The organism is Pedobacter arcticus A12, assembly GCF_000302595.1.
Classification (GTDB): domain Bacteria; phylum Bacteroidota; class Bacteroidia; order Sphingobacteriales; family Sphingobacteriaceae; genus Pseudopedobacter; species Pseudopedobacter arcticus.
The window spans coordinates 309429-330812 of the sequence record NZ_JH947125.1 but is presented as its reverse complement, the minus strand read 5'-3'; the positions used below and the strand labels follow the sequence as shown (position 1 = coordinate 330812).

At 36.7% G+C, this 21384-nt stretch carries 16 protein-coding genes; 8 read left to right on the top strand and 8 right to left on the bottom strand.

Going from position 1 to position 21384, the window contains the following annotated elements:
- Nucleotides 1-8: 8 nt before the first annotated feature.
- The 5 genes from B176_RS0102735 to B176_RS0102715 all read right to left on the bottom strand — a co-directional run bounded on the left by B176_RS0102735 (nt 9) and on the right by B176_RS0102715 (nt 10378).
- Nucleotides 9-3212: a TonB-dependent receptor gene (locus tag B176_RS0102735; RefSeq protein ID WP_017257243.1), complete on the bottom strand. Its 3204-nt coding sequence runs from the start codon at nt 3210-3212 to the stop codon at nt 9-11.
- A gap of 187 nt (nt 3213-3399) precedes the next feature.
- Nucleotides 3400-4554 carry a FecR family protein gene (locus B176_RS0102730; RefSeq protein ID WP_017257242.1) on the bottom strand — a complete coding sequence of 385 codons (1155 nt, stop codon included), beginning with the start codon at nt 4552-4554 and terminating at the stop codon, nt 3400-3402.
- 92 nt (nt 4555-4646) lie between these two features.
- The gene (locus tag B176_RS0102725; RefSeq protein ID WP_017257241.1) at nt 4647-5234 is read right to left on the bottom strand and encodes an RNA polymerase sigma factor; all 588 of its coding nucleotides are present in this window, start codon (nt 5232-5234) and stop codon (nt 4647-4649) included.
- A gap of 122 nt (nt 5235-5356) precedes the next feature.
- Nucleotides 5357-8083 carry a glycoside hydrolase family 2 protein gene (locus B176_RS18875; protein WP_017257240.1) on the bottom strand — a complete coding sequence of 909 codons (2727 nt, stop codon included), beginning with the start codon at nt 8081-8083 and terminating at the stop codon, nt 5357-5359.
- Between the two features lie 33 nt (nt 8084-8116).
- Entirely contained in the window at nt 8117-10378 is a 2262-nt protein-coding gene (locus B176_RS0102715; RefSeq protein ID WP_040539941.1) for a GH92 family glycosyl hydrolase, read from the bottom strand.
- A 363-nt stretch (nt 10379-10741) separates the two neighbouring features.
- Here B176_RS0102715 and rlmN point away from each other — a divergent pair, with 363 nt between their 5' ends.
- The 7 genes from rlmN to B176_RS0102680 all read left to right on the top strand — a co-directional run bounded on the left by rlmN (nt 10742) and on the right by B176_RS0102680 (nt 18391).
- A complete protein-coding gene (rlmN, locus tag B176_RS0102710; protein ID WP_017257238.1) occupies nt 10742-11791 on the top strand; it encodes a 23S rRNA (adenine(2503)-C(2))-methyltransferase RlmN in 1050 nt (349 codons plus the stop codon).
- Nucleotides 11792-12487 carry a ComF family protein gene (locus B176_RS0102705; protein ID WP_017257237.1) on the top strand — a complete coding sequence of 232 codons (696 nt, stop codon included), beginning with the start codon at nt 11792-11794 and terminating at the stop codon, nt 12485-12487.
- A gap of 17 nt (nt 12488-12504) precedes the next feature.
- A complete protein-coding gene (locus B176_RS0102700) occupies nt 12505-13884 on the top strand; it encodes a hypothetical protein (protein ID WP_017257236.1) in 1380 nt (459 codons plus the stop codon).
- Between the two features lie 180 nt (nt 13885-14064).
- Nucleotides 14065-15510, top strand: a complete 1446-nt coding sequence (locus B176_RS0102695) for an SDR family oxidoreductase (RefSeq protein WP_017257235.1) — start codon at nt 14065-14067, stop codon at nt 15508-15510.
- Nucleotides 15511-15678: 168 nt separating this feature from the next.
- On the top strand, nt 15679-16107 hold the full coding sequence (locus tag B176_RS0102690; protein WP_017257234.1) for a CBS domain-containing protein: 429 nt from the start codon (nt 15679-15681) through the stop codon (nt 16105-16107).
- 72 nt (nt 16108-16179) lie between these two features.
- Nucleotides 16180-17085, top strand: coding sequence for a TIGR01777 family oxidoreductase (locus B176_RS0102685; RefSeq protein ID WP_017257233.1), 906 nt, complete (start codon nt 16180-16182; stop codon nt 17083-17085).
- Nucleotides 17078-18391 carry a cryptochrome/photolyase family protein gene (locus tag B176_RS0102680; RefSeq protein WP_017257232.1) on the top strand — a complete coding sequence of 438 codons (1314 nt, stop codon included), beginning with the start codon at nt 17078-17080 and terminating at the stop codon, nt 18389-18391. The genes B176_RS0102685 and B176_RS0102680 overlap by 8 nt, the downstream gene beginning before the upstream one ends.
- A 49-nt stretch (nt 18392-18440) precedes the next feature.
- On the opposite strand, the gene B176_RS20090 is transcribed toward B176_RS0102680, so the two are convergent.
- On the bottom strand, nt 18441-19331 hold the full coding sequence (locus tag B176_RS20090) for an FKBP-type peptidyl-prolyl cis-trans isomerase (protein ID WP_017257231.1): 891 nt from the start codon (nt 19329-19331) through the stop codon (nt 18441-18443).
- Entirely contained in the window at nt 19332-19808 is a 477-nt protein-coding gene (locus B176_RS0102670; RefSeq protein WP_026063123.1) for an FKBP-type peptidyl-prolyl cis-trans isomerase, read from the bottom strand.
- Nucleotides 19809-20169: 361 nt separating this feature from the next.
- Here B176_RS0102670 and uraH point away from each other — a divergent pair, with 361 nt between their 5' ends.
- Nucleotides 20170-20580, top strand: a complete 411-nt coding sequence (gene uraH, locus B176_RS0102665) for a hydroxyisourate hydrolase (protein WP_017257229.1) — start codon at nt 20170-20172, stop codon at nt 20578-20580.
- 75 nt (nt 20581-20655) lie between these two features.
- Here the strand turns inward: uraH and B176_RS0102660 are convergent, their stop codons facing one another.
- A complete protein-coding gene (locus B176_RS0102660) occupies nt 20656-21384 on the bottom strand; it encodes an SGNH/GDSL hydrolase family protein (protein WP_017257228.1) in 729 nt (242 codons plus the stop codon).

The following is a 21384-nucleotide window of genomic DNA, read 5'->3' as shown; positions in this document are numbered from 1 at the left end:
TTTTTAGATTAAAATCCGGCCCTAAGCCCAAAAGTTATCGATTTAGCGTTTGGATAACTGTTGTAGTCTATCCTGAAATTAGTTTCTGGATCCCACCAAGAATAGTTGGTACTTGTGAAAAGATTTTGCCCGCTTGCATAAATCGTCAAATTTGAAATCCAATTCGCTTTCAAGATAGTTTTAGGGATGTTGTACGCCAGCATCACGTTCTTTAACCTTAAGTAAGATCCATCTTCAATCAAACGATCTGAAATTCTTAGCGCCGTAGCATTACTTGGTTTGGGATATTTTGCATTGGCCGCATTTTGGGGCGTCCATCTGTTATTGTAAACATCTTTAGTCATGTTCAATCCGAAGCCATAATCAAGCGTGTTGGTAATTGCACTCGCATTGAAGACATCATTGCCCTGCAAACCTTGGAAAAACAAGTTTAATTCAAAATTTTTAAACTTCATTGTGGAGTTTAATCCATAAATGAAATCTGGATTTGCATTACCGATATAAGTTTTATCTTTTTCGTTAATGATACCGTCCGGCTCCAAATCTTTAAAGATTATTTGCCCGTTTGCATCATAACCGTCTTCTACATAACCCCAAAAAGTGCCCACTGGTTTACCTTCCGTTAAGATAGTTGTAGCGCCACTGAGAACAACCAAATTAATGTTGTCTCTTAATAAATCATCACCTTTAGATAATTTGATTACTTTATTTTTATTAAAGGCAATATTTGCATTTAAATCCCAATTGAAATCACCTTTCAGAATAGTTGAAGTTAAACCTAATTCAAGACCTGTGTTTTTGATTTGTCCGACGTTTTGTATCGTATTTTGATAGCCCAAGGAAGAAGGTAATAATACCCTGCTCAATAAATCTCTAGTGTTTTTAATATAGTAATCGGCTGTAAATAAAAATCTATTGTTGATTAATCCTAAATCAAAACCAAAATCTATTTGTTCTGTAGTTTCCCATTTTAAATCTCCGGCCAATTCGGTTCCTGGAGCAAAAGTAGTAAAAGAAGCATCGTCAAAAATGGTTTTACCAGATGAAAGTTGGTTGAGCGTAGCGTATGGATTGATAGCTTGGCTACCTGTAACACCAAAACTGGTACGTACTTTTAAATCAGAAATTATTTCGTTTCCTTTTAAGAATTCCTCATTTGATGCTCTCCAAGCTAAAGCACCTGATGGGAAATATCCCCATTTAGAGCCTTCACTGTAACGAGAAGAACCATCTCTTCTTAAACTAACTGTTGCCAGATATTTATCGTCATAATTATAATTTACACGACCTAGGTATGACAGCAAAACAGATTTGATATAACTAGATCCTGGAACGTTTGCAACCGAGCCCGCACTTAAATCATAGGTCTCAAAAATATCACTTAAAAAACCACTACTTCCGGCGCTAAGACCGGTATTCAAAAAATCTTGATAGGTAAAACCGACTACTGCACTAATTTTGTGCTTATTAAACTGCTTGTTGTAGCTCAACGTGTTTTCGTTTAACAAACTAGTAAACTGCCCTGCAAATACGTTTGCAGAACCTGCGGATCCAAAAAACTTAGTTGTGGTGTAAGTATCTGTTCGCTCATCTCTATTCTCTATTCCTCCAGCTATTTTTAGTTGTAAGTCTGGTGTAATTTTGTAGCTGATTGCAGCGTTTGCCAGTACAACATTTGCTTTAATCTCGCTTTGTTGCTCATTAATAAAATTGATAGGGTTTCTTATATCTGTAGCAATAAAAGGATAAGCCGATGATAATACGCGGTAAGATCCATCAGCATTATATGGAGTTAATGTTGGTGGAGCAGAAACTGCTGCGGAAATCATTGAGTTCCCCCTGTTACCGCCTCCGCTGTCTTTACGTTCGGTAGCTAGCTTTGACAACGTAGTGGAAAAACTAACATTGAATTTATCGCTAATGTTATGATCTATACTTGAAACTAAAGAGTATCTATTATAATCACTCCCTTTAACAATACCTTCTTGTCCAAAAACACTCCCGGAAATTGAGAACTGTGTTTTTTCGTTACCACCGTTGATATTAAGTGCTGTGGTTGTAATTGGCGCTTTCTGGAAAACAAAATCTTGCCAGTCAAAGCCTTCCCCAAAACCATCTACGTCTGCTTGAGAAAAATAGACGGGCTTACCCGAGTTTGTATTATACTCATTATAGAAAGTGGCGTATTCTTTGGCATTCATCAAATCTAATTTTTTTATTAGACTTTGTGTTCCATAACTGGTTTCAAAGTTTACGCTAGTTTTTCCGGCTTTTCCTTTTTTGGTTGTAATTAATACCACACCATTTGCACCACGAGAACCGTAAATCGCTGTAGCTGATGCATCCTTTAAAACCTCAACGCTTTCGATGTCTGAGTTGTTGATTTGCGTAGGATTTCCGTTTAAAGGGAAACCATCAATTACGTAAAGTGGTTCGTTACTGCCTAAGATTGAGTTTCCGCCACGGATTCTAACTGTAGCACCTGAGCCTGGCGCACCAGAACCTTGTCTAATTTGCACACCTGCAGCTCTACCAGACAATGCCTGTAAAACGTTTGCGTTAGGGATAGCATTAATTTCTTTTGCTTTAACCTGAGATACAGATCCCGTTAAGTCTCGTTTGGTGGTAGTTCCATAACCTATTACTACGATCTCGTCTAACGCAGAAAGTTCTGCTTTTAAGTTTACATTGATAGCAGTTTGCATACCTACGGCTACTTCTTGTTCCGCAAATCCCAGAAAAGAAAACACTAAAGTTGCATTGTTATCGGGAACAGAGATTGCATATTCTCCGTTTGTATTGGTAATTGCACCTTTATTTGTCCCTTTTAATTTAACGGTTACACCAGGTAAAGGCAAACCTTGGTTATCCAAAACTTTACCAGTTACGGTAATATCTTGTCCGAAATCTTTTACAGATATCGGTTTAACAACAATAGTTTTTTTATTCAAAACATAAGTTAAGGGCTGGCCTTCAAAACAGATATCTAAAGCAGTTTTTAAAGATGCGTTAGAAACTGAAATGTCAAACGTTTTTGTGTTTTCTAACATTTCTTGTGAGTAGAAAAAACTATATCCAGTTTGCTTTTGGATCTCAATCAAAGCCTTGTCTAAAGTTACGCTGTTTTTGACAAGGCTAACTTTTTGACCAAAAGTATTGGCATTAACAAACTGGATTGAAGTTGCTACTAATAAAACAATGGTTAGTTTCATGATGAGCCATATTTTTTTTTGGATGCAATAAATGCTATTGCACACGAATTCGTTATGTATTTTATACATTTGAAGAATGATTAGTTTATAATTGGTTTATAACAGACTAAAAAGCTTATCAGTATTGTCTGGGAGTGGTTACAACACTTCCAGATTTTTTTCTAATTGAGCTTTAGGTTGGTAGCGATTAATTCATGACGATAATCCTCCTTCCTTCCGTTTTAAAGTGAATCACACCAGTTAACGACATACTCTCAAGCATATCTGATAACTCCCCAGATCTTGAAAACGTTCCCCCGAACCTTTGATCAAGTATCTTTTTATCTTTAAATTCCACGTCAACATCGTACCACCTACTTATTTTTTTCATGATGGATTGAACATCTTCATTTCTAAAAATGAACAGTCCATTTTTCCATGCTACAATTTCATCGGTATTGACGCGTGAAATATTTATTTTTTGACTTTTGTGGCTTATCTGAGCTTGTTGTCCTGGTAAAAGTATATTATGGTTTACATCTACAGAACCTTCTAACAGTGTGGTTCTAACCGTAGGCTCATCTGCGTACGCAGTTACATTAAAATGAGTACCAATTACCCTTATCTCTACATCGTTAGCAATTACCTTAAAAGGCATTAATTTGTTTTTGGTTACTTCAAAGTAAGCCTCACCATGTACTTCAACTACTCTTTCTTTCCCGGCAAAATATACCGGATAGCGTAATGATGAATGTGCATTAAGCCAAGCTTTAGTTCCATCAGGGAGGATAACCATATACTGGCCACCTCTCGGCGTACTTATAGTGTTAAACTGTAACGCTTGCTCTGTTTGGTTTTCATTTACAGAGTAGCGCAACTCACCATCACTAAGCTTACTTACTACAACTCCCGCTTCTGTTGCTAACTCACCATTGTTTTGCTCGTTCAAATTAATGGTTTGCCCATTAGATAAGGTTAAAACTGCTTTATTTTGACCAGGAGTTATTATAGTGACCTGTGACTCTATCTTCTCAGTATCAAATTTTTTAGATTTTTGTGAACTGATAAACTTAAATGAAATAGCGATGGATACGAGAACAGCTATACTCGCCGCTATACCAAACCATTTACGGTTGTTCTTTTTAACATTTTTAGCAGCTGTAATTGACAGGAAAATTGCATTCGCTTTTTCTTCAGATACGCCCGATTTAAACTCTTCATCCCAAACTGAATCAAGCATTTTAATAACTTCATCATCATGCTCAAGCTCAAGCAAAGCTTTTTTTAGCCTAGCTAAATCTGCTTCTGGCAAAATACCATCGACATGATTTTGAAATAAAATCTTTATTTGTTGTAGGGTCATAATTGGTTTTGAAAGGATTTACGAGCTGCAGAACAGCTACCTTTCATATAGTAACCCGCGAAAACTACTTTCGGAGTAGTCGATTTTAAAATTTATTTGATAATTTCTATAAAAACCCTGAAGATCAACAAACTAGTTACTACATCTGTATGCTTTGTAAGGTAATTTCTCAAAAAACGAAGGGATTGTTGCATGTGTGTTTTAACGGTAAGCGGAGAAATAGACAACACTTTGGCTGCAGCTTCGTACTTCAGCCCTTCGTGTTTACATAACTTATAAACAAGCTTCTGCCTAGGTGGCAATTGCTCAATAGCTTGGTTAATAATTAGTTGAGAATCGTTTAACAGAAGCGATTCCTCAGTTTCGTTGTGCGCTTCAGTCCACCTAATCTTTAATTGGTTGTCACTAGCGAACTTCAAATTCTGTCGACGCAAAACTTTAAATACATGATTTCTAGTCATCGTTTTTAAGTAGCCCTCAAAGTTCTCTAGCTCCTCAACTCTGCCATGCAACCAAAGCTTTAGAAAAACATCTTGTAAAACGTCTTCAGCATCCGTCTCGGATTTAAGAATTTTGAAGGCATAACCATATACTTTCCCTCTGTAAGAGTTAAACAATTCACGAAAATCCTTTTCATTTCCGCAGGAAACGTCTTTTAGCAGTGCTTTTTCGTTATCCATGATTGTGAATGTTTGAGCCTAAATAGGCTAATAGCCTTAAAAAGAAAAAGGCTGAAATAATTGGTTATAATTTAAATTTAACAAATTTTACTTTAAGACCTATTTTAATCTTTAAACTAGTCTTAAAGATCAATTACTTGTGGTGGTGCATTAAACGCATCAGTTATCAATTTAAGCTTTTCATTTTTATTAACAGTTACTTCTATTACAACCTCCTTACGCTCGCCCGGTAGTAAATTGAAAAAATTATCCGAGTAAAACGCGGGGGCGATATTTTCTCCATTAGTATTTTGCAATTTCAATTGAGTAAAAAACGCCAATGAACTTGATGTATTATTTACGTTAACTGTAACAAAAGACCTGCCATCGCTCTCTTTTTTAGACGTTTTAACTTCTAATTTGGCATTAGGCAGGTTATTGATGTCTTTAAACCCCGAAACTGCAGGTCCAGTGATTGTCCAAGCTCCCTTGTATTTATCTTTAGATCTCCAGTAAAATGAAGATGAAACTTCTTTTCCTTGATTATCTTTTAAGCTCAGTTTAATGAAGTGAACTTGAGTTAAATTGTCAGGGAAATTTAGCTTTATCGCATCATTAACCACACCATCTGCTGGTATGTTAATCTTAACAGATTTTTCTAAAACTTTTTTAGAGTTGAAATCATAAACCGTTGCCTCTACTGTATAGTTGCTAAAAGCTGTTCTAAAATCATTGTAAACGGAGACCGTGTTTTTTAAATAATCAAACTGAGGATGTAATGGTTGCAACCCGTTTTGCGAATAATATAGCGCCGCAGTGGGTTCTAAATACCAGTCGTATAAACGGGATGCCGTTTGCGGCACCGGACTGTTATGGTACCAAAACAAAAAACCCGATGCAAAACGGTCGCCATAATTAAACTTATTATAGTTCCAAACTTCCCAAATTGCCCTGTAATTTATAGCCCCTACACACTGTGCTTTTTTTGCGTATTCTTCTATTGATGATGACTTACCAAACTCATTTACAGCTTCTCGATATTTGGTATTTACTTGATGAAAACCATTACCATCCAGATAAGTCCAAACTGAGTCGACAATTGGCCAGAGGTCTTTCTTAGGCATCATTTTCCGTAGCGACTCCACTATTGGGAGGTTTAAAGTGCCATATTCGGGATTAAATCCATCTACCCTGCTTCCCCTTACAGAAGCTGTGTTTTCAAAATATTGCATTGGGTTTTCATAACGATATGGGCTTCCGTCATGCACTCCGCAACACTCTGATTGGAACTGATAACCCACTGTATTGTCGAGACTTTTGATAATATCACCAGCACCTTCAATCTCGGTAGATTCATTTGCAGAAACATAATAAGCGGAAGACGCATGACTTCTGATTCTTTTTACAGTTTGTTTTAGATTTTTAAAATAGAGTGCCGTATCTGTAGGGAAGTGGGTGTCGCCAGTGATCCAAAACTCGGACCAAACCAAAATCCCAAATTCATCACATAGTTGATAAAAGTAATCAGACTCCGCAATTCCACCTGCCCATAACCTAATTAGGTTGATTCCGGCTTGTTTAGTGTAACGCAATTCTGCATAGGTGCGTTCTTCAGTATTACGCAACATTGCTTCAGGAACCCAATTAGTTCCTCTGATAAATACAGGATGCCCGTTTACCAAAAATCTTCTCGATTTATCTGGTGTGTTTTGGTCAGATGTGATTTCTCTGATTCCAAATTTGATAGCCGTTTGACTTTTTGTTTTCTTTTTTGAAGCACCGAATTTTAGCTCAAGTGTGTATAAATTTTGATTTCCCTTATTGATGGGCCACCATAATTTTGGATTTTTCAATCTTAAACTTGCAAACTCCGTAGGAGTAAAAGTGATTATTTTTGTTTCATTTGGAGCTAGTGATACATCTTTGCTGAACTCACTACCGCTTTCTAAAATCTTACCGAACAAAATTCCTTTTTGCATTTCATTACTGGTGTTTGTTACCTCCACAGAAACCGTTTGTTCAGACGAAGTGGTATCGGGCAAATTAAGTTTACTCTTTACAAAGGCATGTTCAAGTACCACATCATTTGTTGCATAAAGTTCAACATCCCGCCAAATACCTGTGTTTCTATCTCTTATGCCGTCTGGAACGGTAAAATCCCAACCTGCACTCATTAACATGGTTACGTTTTGTCCAATCTCTCCGTTACCTCCGTTATGGTTTTCGCCAACTGCGCCGGTACGCTTTTGCCCGGGTTTAAAATTAGAACCTGGTACATCAACCGGGGCTATTCTTGCTGCTAATGTGTTTTTCTCTTTTCTATTTATTAAATCTGTAACATCAAAACTTTCGGCATTAAACATCCCAGCCATTTTATCAAGGTTTTTTCCGTTGAACCAAATTTCAGATCGATAATTTATACCGTGAAATTTAATCCAAACACGCTTCCCTTTAAAAGATTTTGGAATGCTAAACTCGGTACGAAACCAGTAATTATAAAAGTCATTTCCTACATCTGCTATATCAGGAATTAACTTTCTGGATTTTCTGTTGTTATCGCCATAGTAGGGTTCTGGGTACTTATCATTAGCAACCAAGCTATTTAGTACCGTACCTGGAATAATCGCTTTTTGCCAATTGGACGCTTTTGGGTAATTAGCACTTGATATTTCTTTTCCGCTTTGATTTATGTCTCCAGATTTGATCATTTCCCAAGCATAATTGCCCCCGTAAACTTCTGTAGATCTTAAAAAAACATAATCCGTTGAACTGGGATTGGTTAGGTGTTCTTTGGTTTGAGCGTAAGCAAAACAGGTGGTTGTCAATATCAAACTAAGCGTCAATAGTTTGTTCGCTATCATTTTCTTCATAATTCGGTATTTTATCGTTTCAAAAATCTTAATCTATTTATTTGTGCTGAGTGAAGGAGGCAAAACCTTATCCCAACTTATTGGTTTATTGGTCATTTCAATTTCCATTACTCCGCCATTTTCTATTTCTTCATGCCTAAACCACGCTCTATCTAAAAATTTTCCGTTCAGCTTTATTGATTTGATATACAGGTTTTTAGCTGAGAGTTTGTTTGCTACAATTTTGAATGTTTTTCCATTACCTAAGTTTAAACTTACCTCATTAAACATTGGAGCGGTAATTATATAAACATCCTGACCTGCAACTGGGAAAAAGCCTATGGTATTAAAAATGTACCAAGCCGACATACTCCCAGCGTCATCATTTCCAGGTAACCCATCAGGTTTTGAAGTGTAATTTTTGATGATGATGTTTCTAACGGTTTCATTGGTTTTATAAGACTTGCCGGCATAGGTGTAGAGGGTTGGTGTTAAAAAGCCTGGTTCGTTATTCACATTATAATAATCGTTTAACCAAGGATGGAAGGATTGTGTGTTTTTTGTGAAAAAAGTATCTAATCGGCTCACAAATGCATCTTTTCCTCCGGCTTTTGCTACAACGCTTGCTACGTCATGTGGCACATATAATGAGTATTCCCATGAATTACCTTCATAAAGCCAACCACTCCAGCCTTCACTTTTGTGTACATTCCACTTGTTAGACCATGTCCCATCTTTCCGCTTTGGCCATATAAAGCCCTTTGCGCCATCGCTTTCAATGTCTTTGTTCCAGATATTTTCCCAGTTTTTAGATCGATTGATATATTTTTCATACAGCGCATCTTTACCCAACCCCTTAGCCACAATGGCAATGCAATAATCGTTGTAGGCATACTCCATAGTCCTGCTTCCTGCTCTTTCATAATCTGTAGAAACGTAGCCTAAATTGTTGTAATCATTAATCCCACCCCTTCCCATTAAACGCTCGTCTCCGCCGGGCGGAACTTCCGCGTTTTTAATCATTGAATTTAATGCCTCTTCGTAGTTGATGCCTTTTAGTCCTTTGACAAAGGCATCTGCAATTAACACGTCAGAATTGCTACCTCCCTGCGTTCTTCCCGTAGAGTTTCCGCTTCTGGCATCTGGTGCATAGCCTTCTTGTTTGTAGATATCAATCAAAGAGTTAATCATTTCAACCTGCTCATCCTGCTGTATTAATGTTAGCAAAGGGTGGGTTGCTCTAAACGTGTCCCAAATACAGTAAAAATCATCATAGTAAGGAGCGTCTGATTTCCATTTTGGATTCTCTCCAGTGCGGTTAACCGGCATCAACATCGTTCTATAAACAGCGGAATAAAAGATTTTCTTTTGATCTTCGTTTTTAGTTTTAACTACGACTTTATTCAGTTTTTCATTCCAAATATCAGAAGCATCTTTTTTTACTTTTTCAAAATCCCATGCTGGTAATTCGTTTTTTATATTCTGTTTTGCCTTACCTATGCTTAGAAATGATATTCCAACCTTCATCTTAACTTCCCCAGAGCTGTTACTCCCGAAAGTGAGATATGCCCCAACAGGTTCGTGAGAATCAAATTGCGATTTTTTGTTTTTGTCTAATTTACCCGATTTCCAAGTGCCGGTTTGTTGAGCGGGTTTATCGGTAACGGCATAAAAATAAACGGTATAGGCGTCTCCCACATTCCATCCCCATCTTATGCGGGTATAGCCTTCTATTTCTGTATCTGATATAACCCTAACCTCTGAGCCGACTAATTCTTGGCTGTATTCGCCTGATTTTTTATTATCGCCTCCTGCTAAAAAACTACCCAAATCAAACATTAAATTGAGCTTTTGATTTTTAGCGAAAGTGTATTTGTGAAAGCCTACACTGTGTGTTACCGTGTATTCCGATTCTATATTATGTTCCTTTGAACGATAAGCATAATATCCAGGCGCTGCACTTTCGTTTGTTCTATGCGAACCATAATTTATGATATCAACCGGCCCTGAAGTAGCAGCGACCAAAACATTTCCATATTTTGGCGGACCACCTGTACCACTAACATGTACGTGACTAACTCCTTTGATTTCCCCATCACCGTCATAACCAGAATTAGCGTTTAATTTGCCACAATCTGGTCCTATTTTCACCATCCCATAAGGTAATGAAGCGCCAGAAAAAGTATGGCCCTCACCGGTAGCACCTATAAATGGGTCAACGTATTTTGTAAGAACCTGCTCCTGTGCATTTAGTTCTGTAAATGCAACAAAACATATGGTTAAAAGTAAAACTAACTTCAGCTTAAAACTTTTCATGAAAAACGGATTTTTATTTTTTACCAATATTTCTTTTTAATAAAAAAGCTTGTTATAAAAGCTAATTATCAATCTTAAAAAGATTTAACTTAAAAAAATGTGGGGGGAACATTTAATTGGTACTCTGCAATGTACGGATTGATTTATGCTTAACCATCATGCACTGTCATGATAGCTTCAAAAAACTGGCGGTCTTGCTAGCTGAATTTTTCAGAAATAATTAGTTCTGTTAGTTCTCCATCATGATTTTCTTGAAAAAAATTCAACTGCTGATGTATCTACGTTCGTAGCTTATTTTGATTGAATGTAAAATAAATTCATCTTTCCCAATTCCCCTTATAAAATGTTAATTTTGAGCCGATAATGGAAAAGCTGCAAAAGAAAGATATCAGGGCGTTTACACTCCCACAACTTAAAGTACTTTTTACCGAAATGGGCGAGAAAGCTTTCCGAGCCAATCAGGTTTACGAATGGCTTTGGAAAAAATCAGCAAGAAGCTTTGAGGAGATGAGCAATCTTTCTAAAAATTTACGTGAGCAACTCGATTTAAACTTTGTGATCAATGCGGTTAAAATCAACAGCTCGCAGATCAGTGCAGATAGAACCATTAAAAACACATTTAAGCTACATGATACGCATCTGATTGAAGGTGTTTTAATTCCTACTTCAGAAAGAATGACGGCCTGTGTTTCTTCGCAAGTTGGCTGCAGTTTAACCTGTAAATTTTGTGCAACGGGTTATATGGAGCGCAAACGTAACGTTACTGCCGATGAAATTTACGACCAAGTGGTTTTAATTAACCAACAGGCTATCGAAAAATATGGCATTCCGCTTTCCAATATCGTTTATATGGGTATGGGCGAACCTTTATTAAATTACGCTCATGTACTAAGATCTATAGATCGGATTACGGCCGAAGATGGTTTAAACATGTCGTATAAAAGGATCACCGTTTCTACCGCCGGTATTGCCAAAATGATTAAAAAACTGGGAGATGACGAAGTGAAGTTTAACCTCGCCCTATCATTACATGCTGCCGATGACACCAAGCGGAACGAGATTATGCCCATTAACGAGCAGAATACTTTAGAAGCCTTGGCAGAAGCTTTAAAATATTATTACTCCAAAACGAAAAACCCGGTTACCTACGAATACATTGTTTTTAACGATTTAAACGATGGTTTACAGGATGCGATGGACTTGGCAAAGTTTTGTAAACACGTTCCCTGCAAAGTAAACATCATTGAATACAATCCCATTTCTTTCGCAGATTACACCAACGCAACGGAAGATAAACTGGATATTTTTGCCAATTACTTAAAAAAACAAGGAATCAACACCGTAATTAGAAGAAGTAGAGGGAAAGATATTGATGCCGCTTGCGGGCAATTAGCCGTTAAAGAAGGAGCATAATTGAGCTTAATAGGCAAATACCTCAACGATTTTGGTTCTCTGTTTTTTCCGGAGGTTTGCCAAGCTTGTGGCACTACCCTATCTCAACAGGAAAACCACTTCTGCAACACCTGCCTACACCATTTTCCTTATACTAACTTTCATTTAGATGCGGATAATCGATTGGCAAAGCAATTTTGGGGAAGGATAAATATCAGTTCTGCCGCTGCCTTTTTGTATTTCAACAAAGGTGGAACGGTACAAAACGCCATGCATCAGCTAAAATATAACAAACAGCCACAGGTTGGAGTTGCACTTGGAAACTTATACGCCCAAGAACTGAAACAACTGGCACAATATCAGGAAGCTGAAGCCATTATTCCTGTACCATTGCATCTACATAAATTACAGACCCGCGGATACAACCAGAGTGAAGCTTTTGCAAACGGTTTATCGGAAATATTAAATATCCCGGTTTATACCGATATTTTGAGCAGAAATACCGAACGGGAAAGCCAAGCCAAACAAAGCCGAAGCAACAGATTTGAGAATATGCAAAAGGTGTTTTCCGCTTCATCAAACGGGGTTAATTTAGACACGGTTTTATTGGTAGATGACACGATAACTACGGGAGCAACTTTAGAAGCTTGCGTAATTGCTTTGCAGGATATCGGCATAAAAAACATCCATATTGTAGGCATTGCCTTCACAGAATAATAAGCATCTTTGTAAAAATGGTTAAACAATTAGCTCTTGCCCTACTCTTAATCACCGTACTTTTCTCCTGTAGAAAAGAAGATGATATTGATACAAACGCCGATACAAAGCTTCAATTTTCTACAGATTCTTTACTTTTTGACACCGTATTTACCAGTACGGGCACCACCAATAGAACCTTAAAAATATTCAATTACAATAAAAACAGTGTAATTATCTCCAATATCCAGTTACTAGGCGGTCCATCTTCTCCGTTTAAAATCAATATTAATGGAACGCCTGCAAGCGCCATCAATAATTTAAAAATAAGAGGAAATGATTCTATCTACGTTTTTGTAAAGGCTTTTATAGACCCTACTTCGGTTGATCAACCGTTTTTGGTTGAAGATGAAATTCAGATCAATTTAAACGGAAATCAGCAAAAAATCCCTTTAGCTGCTTACGGGCAAAACGCCATTTACTTAAATAACGAAACCATTAGTGCCAACACAACCTTTACCAAAGGCAAACCTTATATTATTTACAATAACGCAACTGTTGCCAAAAACACGATTTTAACGTTAGAAGCGGGCGCCAGACTATACTTCCATAAAAGCGCTAGTTTAGCCATTGCTGGCACTTTAAAAGCACACGGCACACTAACAGATAGCATTACGTTTACCAGCGATAGGCAGGAACGCATCTACAATGATGAACCAGGCCAATGGGACGGGGTTCAGTTCTTAGCATCAAGCATTAACAATGCTTTAAATTACTGCACTATAAAAAATGCCTTGGTGGGGCTAACCGTTGATTCTTTAAGTAGTAACACCAACCCAAAACTTCTGTTAACCAACTCCATCATTAAAAATCATCAAGTTGCCGGAGTGTTGGGTTATAACGCAAGCGTAACTGCAATCAATAATTTAATCTACAACTGTGGACAATATTTGGTGGCAGGTTTTTATGGTGGAGATTTTAATTTCTATCAAAATACCTTAGCAAATTATAATTTCAACTTTCCACGCAAAACGCCATCTGTTTATTTTACAGATTATTTAAATACCGATTTATCTAAAATTCGCGAATTAAAAACACAGTTTATTAACAATATCATATTCGGCAGTTTAACGCGAGAGTTAGGTTTCGATAAAAAAGGAAGTTTAGCCTTTGTGCAGGATTTTCAAAACAACAGCATCAGAACAGATAAACAAGAACTTGGCGCAAGCAACTTTTATAACGATGACCCTTTCTTTATCAATACCCGAAAAGAAAACTATCAACTTGTAAGCAACAGTCCGGCAAATGACAAGGGTAAAGATTTAAGTGCTCACACTTATTTTACAACGTATTTAAACAAAGATATTTTGCAAAAAGCAAGAGTTTTCCCATCAACATTAGGTTGTTACGAAAAATAAAAAAAACATTTTGTAACCTTTTAAAATACGCTACCGTATAATTATCTGAGAGCGTTAATTTAGATTAGTAAAAGCGGAGTTTTTAATTAAACTTCGCTTTTATCTTTTTATAAGTTTAGCAAACATCCCCAGAAAAACCAAATTCCTAAAACCCTCAGCCCTTTTTATTGTTATTAGTATATGAAAATACTGCTAACCGGTGCAAACGGATATATTGGAGCAAGATTATTACCTATTTTAGAAGCAGCAGGTCATGAAGTTTACTGTTTGGTACGTGATGAGCGCCGAACAAAACAAAGTTTAAAAGCGAACAAAAACACTCATTTAATTGTGGGCGATTTATTAATAGATGACTCGCTAAATGGAATCCCAAAAGATATAGACGCCGCTTTCTACTTAGTGCATTCTATGGGCAACAGCCGTTCTGATTTTAAAAGTCTTGAGGTTCTATCAGCTACAAATTTTGTTAAGGTCTTAGAGCAAACAAATTGTCGACAGGTTATTTACCTTACCGGGATTGTTAATGATGAGCAACTTTCTGAGCATCTAAAATCAAGGTTAGCGGTGGAAGAGATTATTAAAAAAAGCAGCATACCCCATACTTTTCTTAGAGCTGCAATTATTATAGGTTCCGGTAGTGCATCTTTTGAAATTATACGCGATTTAACAGAAAAACTACCTGTAATGGTTGCGCCAAAGTGGCTACACACAAAATGTCAACCGATAGCCATCCGAGATGTTCTCTTTTATTTGGAAAAGGTTTTAGTTAACGAAAAAACTTTTAACCAAACTTTTGATATCGGTGGACCTGATATTCTGACCTATAAAAACATGCTTCTGGGCTACGCAAAAGCTCGAAAGCTTAAACGTTATATCCTAACCATCCCCGTATTAACGCCCCGACTTTCATCTTATTGGCTAAATATTGTCACATCGGTCAATTATAATATTGCAAGTAGTTTAGTGGAAAGCATGAAAAATGAGGTCGTATGCCACGACCATAAAATCCTCGATGTTATCCCACATCAGTGTGCTACTTACCAACAGGCACTCGGCTATGCTTTTTTAAAAATAGAACAGAACTCTATCGTATCTAGCTGGCGAGATGCTTTAAACAAAGGTTATTTGGATACTGATTTTATGGATCAAATTGAAGTTCCACAAAAAGGTACGGTCCACTATCAGGTAAAACTAAATTTTGAAAAAGACAGCAATGAAGTGCTGAAAAATATTTGGGCCATTGGCGGTAAAAGAGGCTGGTATTACTTAGACTGGCTTTGGGGTTTGCGAGGTTTAGTAGATCAATTTGTAGGTGGCGTAGGACTTAGAAGGGGAAGAAGAAGTGGAAGCGAAATTATAGCAGGTGATGCACTCGATTTTTGGAGAGTGCTTTTGGCCGATAAACAAACGAAAAGACTGTTGCTTTATGCAGAAATGCGCCTTCCGGGCGAAGCCTGGCTAGAATTTAAGGTTATTGAGCGGGGCAGTCACCAATACCTAAAACAAACGGCAACTTTTAGGCCTAACGGACTTTGGGGCAGGGCTTACTGGTGGCTCATGGGGCCTTTCCACCTTTTTATTTTTAACGGAATGGCTAAAAGGATTGTGAACTTTAACGGGGTTTAATAGCGATCGGTTTTTTAAAAATTACCAGCTATAAATCGACAGGTAAAAAAACTTACACTAAAAGCTTCCAATTTCTTTAACAACTCGCGATACGTACAAATGTAAAAGGGCATTATTTGAATGTAATTTTTTTTCGTTACTTTTAGTAACACCAAAAATCAACCTTTTATGAGCACAGTGCATCAAATTTTAAGCAATAAGGAAATACAGGTTATATCCATAGCGCCTTCTTCCATGGTTTATGAAGCGTTGGAAATCATGAATAGTAAAAACATCAGCGCTATCTTAATCACAGAAAACGACAATTTAATAGGTATTTTTACTGAAAGAGATTACGCCAGAAAGGTAGTTTTAAAAGGTAAATCGTCAAGAGAGGTGCGTATTGATAGCGTAATGACCCCTTCCCCTATTACAATTAATTCAAAACAAACGTTAGAACATTGCATGCAAGTAATGACAGATAAACACATCCGTCACTTACCAGTTGTGGAAAACGGAAAGTTAACTGCAATGGTATCTATTGGTGATGTGGTTAAGTTTATTATCGAAGACCAAAAGGCTACCATCCAAAATCTGGAAAATTACATCAACAGTTAGTCCTTAAAGGATTTATTGGGCATGATTTTTTACGCCTTTAAAACCAAATGAACATTCTTTGGTTATTCAACTATGGGCAAAAAGATTTTAATTACTGGCGGAACTGGAACTGTTGGCAAAGATTTGAGCAAAGCGCTTATCCAAAACGGGCATGAAGTCGTTTTGCTGAGCAGAAATCCATCTCATCATTCTCCCTATAATACTTTTAAATGGGACGTTAAAAAGCAGGAGATTGACCCTAATTGCATTCAAGGGGTTGATACAATTGTACATTTAGCTGGTGCCGGCATCGCCGACGAACGCTGGACGGATAAAAGAAAAAAAGAACTCATTGACAGTCGAACAGAATCTATCGCACTGATTTATAAATTACTCCAACAAGAAAATCATCAAGTAAAATCTATCGTTTCTGCATCTGCCGCAGGCTACTACAGCGATCGAGATGATCAACTGATGTTTGAAGAATCCACACCAGCGAATGACTTTTTAGGAGATTGCTGCATCAAGTGGGAACAAGCTGTAGATGAAGGAAACAAATTAGGGTTAAGAATAGTTAAGTTTAGAACAGGTGTAATTTTAGACAAATACAGCGGTGCATTACAAAAAATTGCACAACCTATAAAATATGGCTTTGGAGCTCCACTCGGTAACGGTAAACAATGGATTTCTTGGATCCACCTAAAAGATGTAACAGATATGTACCTTTTTGGTATTGAACACGAATTTATAACTGGTGCTTTTAATATGTGTAGCCCACATCCTTTAACAAATGCCGAACTTACAAAAGCTATCGCAAAGCAATTAAAAAAACCTTTATGGCTACCTAATGTCCCTGCTTTTGCGCTAAAATTAGCTTTAGGAGAAATGAGTGCCGTGGTTTTGGGAAGCACTAAAATGAGTACCCAGAAAATTGAGGAAATTGGATTCGGATTCGCTTACCCAACTATAGATAAAGCATTGCAGGAAATTTATGGGTAGAGAAAAAATTGTAATTTTTTGGTTCAGACGAGATTTAAGATTAGCAGATAACGCAGGCTTATACCACGCATTAAAAAGTGGCTTTAAAGTTTTACCGATTTTTATTTTTGATACTGACATTCTAGACAAATTAAATGATAAGGCCGATGCTAGGATTACTTTTATCTATAAAGAATTAGTTGCTATCAAAAAAGAACTGGAAGAAAAACACAGCACAAGTCTTTTGGTTTTGCATGGCAAACCCGACCAAGTTTGGGAGAATTTAATAAAGGATTATTCAGTTACAGAAGTTTACACTAACCACGATTATGAACCTTATGCCATTAAAAGAGACAGCGATTTAAAATGCTTTTTTGAGAAAAATCAAATCAAATTTAAAACTTTTAAAGACCAGTGCATTTTTGAGAAAGATGAAGTTTTAAAAGATGATGGAAAACCCTACGTTGTTTTTACTCCGTTTAAAAACAAATATTTGGCTAAACTAAGGCCTTTTCACTACAAGGCTTATCCTACAGAAAAGTACAGTGAAAACTTTTTAAAGATTGAGCCGTGTATATTGCCAGGCCTCAACAATCTTGGCTTTCAAGAGAGCAAAATTCCTTTTCCCAATAAAGAATACAAATCAATTTTGAAGGATTACGGTCATGATCGGGATTTCCCTGCTATGGATGCAACTTCGCACATCAGCGTTCATTTACGATTTGGCACTGTAAGTATTCGTGAATTAGTTGCTACTGCCCTAGCACAAAAAAGCAGCGTTTGGCTCAGCGAATTAATTTGGCGTGACTTCTACTTTACCATTCTTTACCATTTCCCGCATTCGGCCACAGCATCTTTTAGAAAAGAGTATGCCCAAATTAAGTGGCGAAATAACGAAACAGAATTTAAAGCCTGGTGCGAGGGAAAAACGGGTTACCCCATGGTTGATGCTGGAATGCGACAATTAAACCAAACCGGGTTTATGCACAACCGCGTACGTATGGTGGTGGCTAGCTTTTTAACCAAACATCTACTGGTTGACTGGCGCTGGGGCGAGCATTACTTTGCAGAGAAACTATTGGATTATGAACTTTCAAGCAATGTTGGTGGATGGCAATGGGCGGCGGGAAGCGGTGTTGATGCTGCTCCTTATTTCCGAATTTTTAATCCGCATGAGCAGTTAAAAAAGTTTGATAAGGATTTGAAATATATTAAAAAATGGATTCCAGAATTTGATGATGTATTTAAATATCCTAAACCCATTGTTGACCATAAAATGGCTCGTGAGCGATGCTTAAAAACTTACCGGGAAGCACTTAAAAAATAAAAGCAACCCTTTTTGGATTGCTTTTATTTTAACGTAAATATTGTTTGTTTTAGTTGGTAACTTCAATCAATTCAATTTCGAACTCCAGAATCGCGTTAGCGGGTAAACCATTACTTGGTGTAGCACCGTAACCATATCTTGATGGAATGTAAAGCTTAATCTTTCCGCCAGCTTTAATTAAAGGCACCGCTATTCTCCAGCCCTCTATGGTTGAAGCAATGTTGATTGTTAAAGGAGAGCTATTTGTTGCGCTATCAAAAACACTACCTGTCAACAAATTACCTGTATAAGCAACTTTAACACTCGCCGCAGTAGAAGTAATAGCCGTTCCAGTTCCCGGTGTTATAATATTATAATAAATACCATTTGCATCTTTAGTAGCAGTTAGATTTTTCTCAACCAAATATTCTTGAATCAACTTATCTTCATAAGCTACTCTGTCAACATCGTTAACTAAGCTAAGTTTAGTATCCAAAATAGCATTACCTGGCAAGCTTGAACCTGAACCAGTTTTTCCATACGCTAAATAAGATGGTGTAATTACTCTTACTTCGCCACCTTTTTTTATTTTCAAAAGACTCTCTCTCCAAGATGTAGGCGTAATATAGCCTAAGTAATTATATTGAGGGCTGTATTTTGAAAACTCAAACTTTACACTTTTATTAATAGAGGTAGTAGTTTGTGACACTCCAACATAACTTGGATAACCAACTTCTTCCCCAGTTCCAGGATTTATTACTTTATAATAATAAAACGCTGTATCAACACTACTTCCGTTAGTGTACGTAGCTTTTTCTTTTTTAAAGTCCGTCAAATTATTTGACTTTAAATAAGCCTCTATATTTTGCTCCTCTATTTCCTGTAAAGATCTAGTTTCTTTTTTACATGCTCCTAAAGCCAGAATCGCTATGATAGATAAGCTTAAAATTTTCTTTATCATCTATTGTATTTCTTTTAATTCGATTTCGAAATCTAATATGGAGTTTGCCGGAATTTTGCCGGAAGCAGAACCACCGTAACCAAAACCGCTAGGAATAATTAAGCGGATTTTGCCGCCTTTTCTGATCTTAGGCACTCCTAAACGCCATCCGGCTATTAAAGATCCAAGCTGAAATTTCGCGGCAGTACCTTGATCAAACGTTGTTCCGTTTAATAATTTTCCCGTATAATCTATGGTAATCATGGAGTAATCATTAGGAACTACATCTCCCGTCCCCGGTTCAATAATCTGGTAATAGATATCCATAGTCGAGTCTTTAACTGCTGGAATATCATTATCAACAATATATTTATTGATAATTACGGTATCTTTTCCATATTGTTCCAGCGCTATTGCCTGATAGTCAACATATGGTTCCTTTTTACAAGCACCAATTGCTAATATGGCAATTAGCAAAATGTATATATAATTCTTCATTTTCATTTCAATTTGCAAATTTATCTTTCTTTTGCGCAAAACCTAAACATTAACGTTATTTAACATGAGATAGTTTATATTGCTATCAGCTTCAATATTTCTAGATAACTCCATTTACTTACTCATCTACGTGTTTCTAGGCATCTATCAAAACATTTCACGCAGTAATTTTACATCATGAAATGTTTTGACAAAATCTAGGTATTAATAAATATAGGTAAGGCAACTATTAAGAAGCAATGCTGTTTAAGTTTGCTTCTCTTTTATGTCAACTATTTAAAACTTTACGTTAACATCTTTTAACAATCTTCATCAAACAATATGATTGTACAAAGGTTTAATCTGTATAAAAATGATAAATATGAAACAGATAACTTTTGCGGCTTTACTATTCTTTTTAACAAGTTTCGCCTTCTCACAAGAAAAAACCTATCAACTCTCTAGTCACATTTTAGACATCAGCAAAGGTGCGCCAGCTTCGGGTGTTACAATTAAATTGGAAAAGCAAAACCCAGATACTAAAAAATGGTTTTTTATAGATGAAAAAACAACTGATGTAAATGGTCGTATAGGTGATTTCCTCAACTCAGCAAATGACAATTTAGGGATCTATAAACTAACCTATTTAGTTAGCGACTATTTTAAGAAGAGTAATACAGAAACTTTTTACCCATTTATTGAGGTAGTTTTCGAAATTAAGGACAAAAAACAGCACTATCATGTGCCCATTACCCTTTCTGCGTTTGGATACTCAACGTATAGAGGCAATTAAAAAACTATTTTACACCAATGAAAAAAGAGCATTTAGTTAAACCAACCGCTCTTTTTTATGTAGCCAGTTATAAATTTATTTAAGGTTTGCTAAGACTAATGGCGCTAAAAGCTTAACCCATTCTTGATACATTGTGGCCGACGGATGCAATCCATCTGTTGAAATCAAATTCCTATTGTTTTTAGCTTCTCTAGAAATAGACGTAATATCCAAATAATTAACCTTGAGTTTTTCTGTCTCTTCTTTATTAATCTGATTGTATGCATCAATCTCTGTTGCGATACGGGAGGTTATATTGGGATTGTTTCCTGCAAAAGGGGTTACGCTATAATCGGGTATCGATAAAACCACCACACTAGAGGCATTACCGCCAGCATATTGAATACTTGTTTGCAATAATTCTCCAAATTCTTTCCGGTAATTATTGACATCACCACCTTGATACTGGTTGTTAACGCCAATTAGCAAAGTTACAAAATCGTATTTTGGAGCTAAGGTTGCGGATGCAATTGCGCCTTTTAAATTAGTGGTAGTCCAACCGGTTTGGGCAATAATTTTGGGTGTTATATTTAAACCAGCCCTCTTCAACTGATCAACCAATTGGTTCGGGAAATTTTGGCTGGTTTCTACAGACTGGCCGATAGTATAAGAATCGCCTAAAGCCAAATAAGTTAGGTCTCTAGCAATTGGGCCAACCACTAAAACTGGTGGCTCTGTTTTGGTTATAATTGTAGCATCGCTTTTTTTACTGCATCCACCAAAAAATAAACAGCTTCCTAATCCTAAAAAAAATAAAATTTTCAT

Excerpts from the sequence above, each read along its gene's own strand:
- B176_RS0102700 (WP_017257236.1), top strand. The coding sequence starts at position 12,505 with ATGGTTAAACAATTAGCTCTTGCCCTACTCTTAATCACCGTACTTTTC.
- B176_RS0102695 (WP_017257235.1), top strand. The coding sequence starts at position 14,065 with ATGAAAATACTGCTAACCGGTGCAAACGGATATATTGGAGCAAGATTA.
- B176_RS0102730 (WP_017257242.1), bottom strand. The coding sequence starts at position 4,554 with ATGACCCTACAACAAATAAAGATTTTATTTCAAAATCATGTCGATGGT.
- B176_RS18875 (WP_017257240.1), bottom strand. The coding sequence starts at position 8,083 with ATGAAGAAAATGATAGCGAACAAACTATTGACGCTTAGTTTGATATTG.
- B176_RS0102685 (WP_017257233.1), top strand. The coding sequence starts at position 16,180 with ATGGGCAAAAAGATTTTAATTACTGGCGGAACTGGAACTGTTGGCAAA.
- B176_RS0102715 (WP_040539941.1), bottom strand. The coding sequence starts at position 10,378 with ATGAAAAGTTTTAAGCTGAAGTTAGTTTTACTTTTAACCATATGTTTT.
- B176_RS0102670 (WP_026063123.1), bottom strand. The coding sequence starts at position 19,808 with ATGAAGAATTATATATACATTTTGCTAATTGCCATATTAGCAATTGGT.
- uraH (WP_017257229.1), top strand. The coding sequence starts at position 20,170 with ATGAAACAGATAACTTTTGCGGCTTTACTATTCTTTTTAACAAGTTTC.
- B176_RS20090 (WP_017257231.1), bottom strand. The coding sequence starts at position 19,331 with ATGATAAAGAAAATTTTAAGCTTATCTATCATAGCGATTCTGGCTTTA.
- B176_RS0102690 (WP_017257234.1), top strand. The coding sequence starts at position 15,679 with ATGAGCACAGTGCATCAAATTTTAAGCAATAAGGAAATACAGGTTATA.
- rlmN (WP_017257238.1), top strand. The coding sequence starts at position 10,742 with ATGGAAAAGCTGCAAAAGAAAGATATCAGGGCGTTTACACTCCCACAA.
- B176_RS0102660 (WP_017257228.1), bottom strand. The coding sequence starts at position 21,384 with ATGAAAATTTTATTTTTTTTAGGATTAGGAAGCTGTTTATTTTTTGGT.
- B176_RS0102725 (WP_017257241.1), bottom strand. The coding sequence starts at position 5,234 with ATGGATAACGAAAAAGCACTGCTAAAAGACGTTTCCTGCGGAAATGAA.
- B176_RS0102735 (WP_017257243.1), bottom strand. The coding sequence starts at position 3,212 with ATGAAACTAACCATTGTTTTATTAGTAGCAACTTCAATCCAGTTTGTT.
- B176_RS0102680 (WP_017257232.1), top strand. The coding sequence starts at position 17,078 with ATGGGTAGAGAAAAAATTGTAATTTTTTGGTTCAGACGAGATTTAAGA.